Annotated in this window: 11 protein-coding genes; all 11 read left to right on the top strand. The window is 67.7% G+C overall.

What is annotated here, in order from left to right:
- The first annotated feature begins 282 nt into the window (after window positions 1–282).
- The 11 genes from D581_RS0128065 (at window position 283) to D581_RS0128020 (ending at window position 6,493) form a co-directional block, all read left to right on the top strand.
- Window positions 283–1,119: a helix-turn-helix domain-containing protein gene (locus tag D581_RS0128065; protein WP_026290982.1), complete on the top strand. Its 837-nt coding sequence runs from the start codon at window positions 283–285 to the stop codon at window positions 1,117–1,119.
- A complete protein-coding gene (locus tag D581_RS0128060) occupies window positions 1,116–1,325 on the top strand; it encodes a DUF397 domain-containing protein (protein ID WP_018960477.1) in 210 nt (69 codons plus the stop codon). The genes D581_RS0128065 and D581_RS0128060 overlap by 4 nt, the downstream gene beginning before the upstream one ends.
- 16 nt (window positions 1,326–1,341) lie before the next feature.
- Entirely contained in the window at window positions 1,342–1,551 is a 210-nt protein-coding gene (locus D581_RS0128055; RefSeq protein WP_018960476.1) for a DUF397 domain-containing protein, read from the top strand.
- 181 nt (window positions 1,552–1,732) lie between these two features.
- The gene (locus D581_RS1000000142290; RefSeq protein ID WP_078625941.1) at window positions 1,733–1,945 is read left to right on the top strand and encodes a hypothetical protein; all 213 of its coding nucleotides are present in this window, start codon (window positions 1,733–1,735) and stop codon (window positions 1,943–1,945) included.
- On the top strand, window positions 1,929–2,459 hold the full coding sequence (locus D581_RS0128050) for a DUF6879 family protein (protein WP_018960475.1): 531 nt from the start codon (window positions 1,929–1,931) through the stop codon (window positions 2,457–2,459). The genes D581_RS1000000142290 and D581_RS0128050 overlap by 17 nt, the downstream gene beginning before the upstream one ends.
- Entirely contained in the window at window positions 2,443–3,276 is an 834-nt protein-coding gene (locus D581_RS0128045; protein ID WP_018960474.1) for a Scr1 family TA system antitoxin-like transcriptional regulator, read from the top strand. Before D581_RS0128050 ends, D581_RS0128045 begins: the two co-directional genes overlap by 17 nt.
- Window positions 3,277–3,437: 161 nt before the next feature.
- The gene (locus D581_RS0128040) at window positions 3,438–3,662 is read left to right on the top strand and encodes a DUF397 domain-containing protein (protein WP_018960473.1); all 225 of its coding nucleotides are present in this window, start codon (window positions 3,438–3,440) and stop codon (window positions 3,660–3,662) included.
- Window positions 3,663–3,718: 56 nt separating this feature from the next.
- The gene (locus tag D581_RS0128035) at window positions 3,719–4,189 is read left to right on the top strand and encodes a hypothetical protein (protein ID WP_018960472.1); all 471 of its coding nucleotides are present in this window, start codon (window positions 3,719–3,721) and stop codon (window positions 4,187–4,189) included.
- A gap of 223 nt (window positions 4,190–4,412) precedes the next feature.
- Window positions 4,413–4,880, top strand: coding sequence for a hypothetical protein (locus D581_RS0128030; RefSeq protein WP_018960471.1), 468 nt, complete (start codon window positions 4,413–4,415; stop codon window positions 4,878–4,880).
- A 70-nt stretch (window positions 4,881–4,950) separates the two neighbouring features.
- The gene (locus tag D581_RS0128025; protein ID WP_018960470.1) at window positions 4,951–5,853 is read left to right on the top strand and encodes an HAD family hydrolase; all 903 of its coding nucleotides are present in this window, start codon (window positions 4,951–4,953) and stop codon (window positions 5,851–5,853) included.
- Window positions 5,854–5,977: 124 nt separating this feature from the next.
- Window positions 5,978–6,493, top strand: coding sequence for a lytic polysaccharide monooxygenase (locus tag D581_RS0128020; RefSeq protein ID WP_018960469.1), 516 nt, complete (start codon window positions 5,978–5,980; stop codon window positions 6,491–6,493).
- The last annotated feature ends 58 nt before the right edge of the window (window positions 6,494–6,551 follow it).

Genomic DNA, 6,551 nt, shown 5'->3' with positions numbered 1-6,551 from the left:
GCGGCTCCGCCTCCCACTCCGCCCCACCACCCACCGGCCGCAACGACCAGTAAGGGCCGGCCACCCCACGGAACTCCCCCACCCGGTCACCCCGGGCAGTGTCCACCACAAGCGTTCCGAGGGCCGGGAGATCGGGAGGCTCCTGCGCATTCGGGCAAACGTTCTCGCCATACACCTATCGCTCCTCTCTGTAGCCATATGACTACCGGGGCGATTCAGCGTGACCTACCGTGAGGGGGCATTCAACTTGCCTATTCGGCACGGAAGATCGGGGCGGTGTCCGTGAACATCAAGGAGTTGAACCCGGAAAGCTCCGCGCAGGCGGCCTACGGTGCACGTCTGCGCGGGTTACGGGAGCAGCGGTGCTGGACACAGGAGGAGCTGGGGAACCGCAACGGCTACTCCAGCACGCACATCTCGTCGGTGGAAACTGGTCGTAAACTCGCGACCTTGCGCTTTTCGCGTAGTACGGACCGGGTGCTGGGGCTCACCGGGACCGAGGCGTCGTTCGAGCGCGAACTGGGCCAGATCAAGCACGGCAGCCTGCTGGAGGGCTTCCCGGAGTTCCTCGGTTACGAGCGCCGGGCGGCGGAGATCCGGCTGTACGAGGTCGGTGTCATGCCGGGCCTGCTCCAGACTCCGGAGTACGCCCGGGTCCTGGCCGACAGCGCCGTCAGGCGGCAGGCGATCACGGCCGACCAGGCACAGGAACGGGTCGCGCTGGTCGCGGAGCGCCAGGCGGCCCTTGTCCGGGAGAAGCCGCCGCTGGTCTTCGCGATGCTGGACGAGAGCTGCATCCGGAGGCCGGTCGGCGGACCGGAGGTCATGAAGGCGCAGATGGACCGCCTGATCGAGTTCGCGGAGCAGCCGAACACCGTGATCCAGGTGGCGACGTTCGACATGGGCGAACTCCGCCCGTTCAATCTGCCGGTCACCATCCTGACCATGCCGGACCGCTCGCTCATGTCGTACGCCGAGTCCGCGCAGCAGGGCTATCTGGAGCGCGAAAGTGGCTCTGTGCTTCCGCATCTGACGGCCTACCATCAGATGCAGGCGGTAGCGCCCTCCCAGGCCGCGTCCGTAGACATGTTCAGGCAGTTGCGAAAGGGCACCCCGTGACAACCGAGACCCCCCGTTGGTTCACGTCCTCCTACAGCGACAACGGCGGCCAGTGCGTCGAGGTCGCCACCAACCTCGCCACCCCGCACGGCATCGTCCCCGTCCGCGACTCCAAGAACGTCAGCGGCCCGGCCCTGAGCGTTCGGGCCGGCGCATTCACCGCCTTCGTCACGGCTATCAAGTCCGGGGAGTTGCAGCACCCGTAGCTACGGAAGGGCACCCGTGACAACCGAGACCCCCCGCTGGTTCACGTCCTCGTACAGCAACAACGGCGGCGCGTGCGTCGAGGTCGCCACCAACCTCGCCACCCCGCACGGCATCGTCCCCGTCCGCGACTCCAAGGACGTCAGCGGCCCGGCCCTCACCGTCCCCGCCGCCGCGTTCAGCGCCTTCGTGGCGGGCGTCCGGGCCGGGGACTTCGGCACCATCTGAGCCGCGCGAGCCGGTACAGCAACAGCCCCACCGTGCACGCACGGTGGGGCTTCGGCGTGCGCGGACCGGGCCAGGTCTACCCGACAACGCGAATATCCGCCTTCTTCGGTAGACGGACATTGCCGCTCCGCTCTAGCGTCATCTTTGACAGGGATCAGCCCTGAACCGAATCGGAGACACTATGGCGCGAAGTGATCTGCACCGCCTCACGGGAAGAACTGGCGGGCCCAACTGTGACGACGACGACTGCCCGAACGTCTACGTGGATACTGCGGACGGCGGGATCGTGGTCCAAGGAAACCAATGTTCCGCGTTCCAGCCGCCGACCGGCGAGGCTCTGGTGAAGATTCCCGAGCACGTTCTCAGGGAGGCCGTTCGTGCTCTTGGATGGTGATGCCTGGCGTGAATTCTTCGACACCTTCGAGCGAGAGGCATGGCGGTTCGAGGCGCAACCCACGTACACCATGCCCAGGGAACAGGAGAACATTGCCCGTTTCCTGAGGGGTGAGGAAAAACCACTCGGTCACAACTCGCGCTGGCACGAGCGAGTCCAGAGGCACAAGGCTGCGGGGCGCAGCATCGGGCGCGTACGGGTTGTACGTCGGCCTCTCACCGAGTACCAGCACTATCAGTTCTCCTGGGGCATCCCGGGAAATATCGAGGCCGGCGAGGACATCCGCATACTGGATGTCACAAACGACGACTTCGGCTTGCCTCTCACCGGTTGCGACTGGTGGATGTTCGACGAAAGCCGCATCGCTCACCTCAACTTCCGCCCCGACGGCACGCAGATCAACCGCGAGGCGTACGAAGGGGATCCCGCGCCCTATCGGAACTGGAAGCGGATCGCTCTGGAGCGGTCCATTCCGTTCGGGGAGTACGTGAAGGGCCTTGACCTTCCAACCTGAGCAACTGATCAGGTCCACGGCCGATCTGGCCATGTCACTTCGCGACCTGCGCAAGCGAGCCGAACTGTCTCAGATCCGGCTCGCCCAGCGCTGCGCCATGTCACAGACGAAACTCAGCAACATCGAGACCGGCCGGGTAAGCCCGAACCTCGTCGATGTGGAGCTGGTCCTGAGAGCCCTTGAGGCCTCACCGAGCATCACAGCAGAAGTGATGTCGCTGGCCCGGCTCGCACATACGGAGTGGCAGGGTAAACGGGCTTCGTGGCGTAGGGGCTTGGAGAAGCGCCAAGCAGAGCTGGCCGGCCTGGAGTCCGAGGCTAGGATTCTCCGCTACTTCCTGCCCGCCATGGTGACCGGCCTCCTCGCCACGCCCGAATACGTGAGCGCCAGCCTCAGCGGATCACCGGGAGACAAGTCAGTGACGATCGCCAGGAAGCTGGAAAGACAGGCCATTCTTTACGACACCACCAAGTCGTTCACCTTCCTACTGACGGAGCAGGCGGTGCGATGGCCCGTACTCCATCGGGCTGCCATCGCCGTACAGATCGACCGTCTGGTTTCCCTTTCCCATCTGCCCAATGTGCGCATCGGACTACTTCTGACCGGGTCCCCCAGGAGCCGCGGTCCCATGAACACCTTCACGGTCTACGATCAGCGTCTCACCACAGTCGAGACCTTTACAGGACGCATAGTCTTCCAGGACGCCCGCGACATTTCCGAGCACCTGAGAATTTTCGAGACGTACGAACGCCTCGCCCTCTTCGGCGAAGACGCAAGGTGTGTCCTCGCACAATGGGCGGCTCTCTTCCGCTCATGATCTTTAGCACGCAACGCGAATAATCGACCAACTGCCCTCATGGCCGACTGATTATTGCCCGTGTCGTCAAACCAGCACCGGAGGGTGTGCGGCGCGAACACATCACAAGCGACCGCGCCGGACCGGCACGACATCCGTCGGCAACCAGAAGGGCACCAACCGTGAATGACCTGTACAGGCTCCCCATCGACGGAGCCGCATTCTCCAAGGCATGCGGCGGCAACACCCACCCCGACGGCGAGTCCTGCGTGACCCTCGCGCGGATCGGGCCGGACGCCTGGGCCGTGGGCGACAGCAAGCGTCCCGAGGCCGAGCCGTTGCGGTTCACGACCGCCGAACTGGACGCGGCCGGCATCGATCCCGCCCGCTTCGATCTCTCCGCCTGACGGCGCACCGCCTTGGGTGCGGGGCCGCACAGCCCCGCACCCGTGAACGGAGAAACGTGCACCATCACGGTTACGCCTGGGTCGGCGAGAAGGCGATGTTCGACAAGGAGAGCATCCGCAGGCCGCCCGGCGAGGCCCCGACGCCGACCAGCGAGCAGGAGGTGCACCACCGGTATCGGGCAGCCGTAGCCGCGTTCCCGTCCTCCGACGTACCGCCGATCCAGACAGCCCACTGGCTCATGAAGCCTTCTTCGACGATTCGAGGGACATGGGAGGAGCCCAAGGAGGCCGGAGCGTGGCTGGGTCGGCACCTCGCGGAATTCGCCGCGCGGTTCGCCTCGCCGAAGGAACGTGAAGCCACCAGGCTGCTGCTACTCGTCAAGGCAGCCGTCGCACGACTCGCGGAAGGCGACGACGTGTCCCTCGGTCACTACCTGCGTGGCACGGTCTTCCACTCGGTCGCCCTCGTCACCTGCTCACCGAACCGATCCGTCCCCGGGCTGCCCTGCCCTGCCCACCTGCCTTGACGGACGGGTCATGACCGAGGAGTCTCAGGCCGTCGTCGGCACCGGGCGGAGAGGCGGTGGAGATCGGCCGGTCGGGCTTCAGCGGGGAACGGCCGTGTACCGCCACTCAGCCCCTTGACCTCAACCTCACTTGAGTTCCTACGGTCGCCGTAACGCCCGCAAGGGCTTCGCCGCCCGCACGACCGTACGGGCCCCGACCGCAAGCACCAAGGGAGCAAGCGTCATGCCTGATCAGGAGCTCAGCGACACCGAACTCGCCGGACAGCCCGCCGCCTACTGGACCGGCGTCGCCTACGAGGCCCTGATCGCGTACACCCGGGAGCGGCAGGCGGAGAAGGGCTTCACCCAGCCCCAGTTCTGGCTCCTGCGCAACCTGTCGGCCGACGACATCTCGCCCGACGGCGCGGCAATGACCCTGCCCGAGCTACAGCAGGCCATGGCCTCGTACATCCGGCCCGAGGACGACCTGGCGGTCGCGGCCGAGGAGCTCGTACAGTGCGGATGGCTCGCGCGGGACGGGGGTGGCCGGTTGTGGATCACGGAGGAGGGGGAACAGGCGCGTCTCGACCTCGCGCGCAATGCCCCCGCGATCCGCGCCGCACTCCACGAGGGCGTTTCCGACGCGGACTACGTCACCACGGTGAAAGTGCTCCGGCAGCTCATCCGCAACGCCACCGGCGCAGCCGCCTGACGGCAGGCCCGCCTACCCGATCCGCCCCTGGCACGCAAGCGGCCGTTCGGGCCCTTCTAGGCTGGGGGCCATGCCCACGCCACCCGCATACGCCTCCGGCATCACCCCCGGCATCACCCCCGCTTATGCCCTCGTCGCCACGGATCTGGACGGCACCCTGCTGCGTCCGGACGACACCGTGAGCGCCCGGTCCCGGGCCGCGCTCGCCCTCGCCGCCTCCGCCGGCGCCCGGCACCTGGTCGTCACCGGGCGGCCCGTGCCCGGGATTCGGGCGTTGCTCGCGGACCTGGCGTACACCGGGCTCGTCGTCTGCGGGCAGGGCACCCAGCTCTACGAGGCCGGGGCGGGCGGCGGGCGGTTGTTGCGGTCCGTCGCCCTGGACCGGGAGGCCGCCGACACCGCGCTCGGGAAGATCGAGGCGGAGGTGGGGGCCGTGTTCGCCGCCGTGGACCAGGACGGCGTGGACGGGGTGACCCTGATCGAGGCCGGGTACCGGATGCCGAACCCGACGCTTCCCGCCCAACGCGTCGGCTCCCGGGCCGCGTTGTGGGAGCGGCCCGTGATCAAGGTGCTGCTGCGTCACCCCGGTCTGGGCGACGACGCGCTGGCCGCCGCCGCGCGGGGGGCCGTGGGTGATCTGGCGACGGTGACCATGGCGGGCCCCGGCACGGTGGAGCTGGCCCCGCGCGGGGTGGACAAGGGCACGGGTCTCGCGGTGGCCGCCGAGCTGCTGGGTACCGGGGCGGAGCGGATCGTCGCGTTCGGGGACATGCCCAACGACCTGCCGATGTTCGCCGGTTCGGGCCACCGGGTCGCCATGGGCAACGCACATCCGGAGCTGCGCGCGGCGGCCGACGAGGTGACCCTGTCGAACGCGGAGGACGGGGTCGCGGTGGTCCTGGAGCGCCTGTTCGGCACGGTCGGCGCCCGGCAGCCGGGCAGAGAAGTCACCCCGGGCACTAGCCTGGTCTAGACCAAGCGCGGTACGCTTCCGTCGCTACCCGTGACATCCCCACCGTCACGGCGTAGCTGCTTGACATGCGCATGCCTGACCCGCTGTCGCGCGGGCGGGCACGGACCCCCACAGAGGAGTTGTCATGAAAAGCAAGAGGCTCTTAGCCGTCGCCATCGGCGCGGGAATCGCCCCGCTCCTGGCCGTCACGCTGCCCGCGAGCAGCGCGAGCGCGCACGGCTACATCTCGTCACCCCCCAGCCGGCAGGCCCAGTGCGCCGCACGCACGATCCCCTGCGGTGCCATCCAGTACGAGCCGCAGAGCGTCGAGGGCCCCAAGGGCCTGATGAGCTGCAGCGGAGGCAACGCCGGCTTCGCCGAGCTCAACAACGACAGCAAGGGCTGGAAGGTCACCCCGGTCGGCCGGACGACCAGCTTCAACTGGCGGCTGACGGCACGGCACGCCACCAGCACCTGGCAGTACTACGCGGGCGGCCGGAAGATCGCGGAGTTCAACGACGGCGGGGCCCGCCCCGGCGCGACCGTCACCCACCAGGTCAGCTTCGGCGGCCTGTCCGGCAAGCAGAAGGTGCTGGCCGTGTGGAACATCGCCGACACGGCCAACGCGTTCTACGCCTGCGTGGACGTGAACGTGAGCTGACGCGGTTCCGCGTGTACGTGAGTTGAGTTGACGCGGTACCGCGTGAACGTGAGCTGAC

This window comes from Streptomyces sp. CNB091 (genome assembly GCF_000377965.1).
Note: the sequence above shows the minus strand (reverse complement) of the source record. Positions and strands in the feature narration are given on the sequence as shown.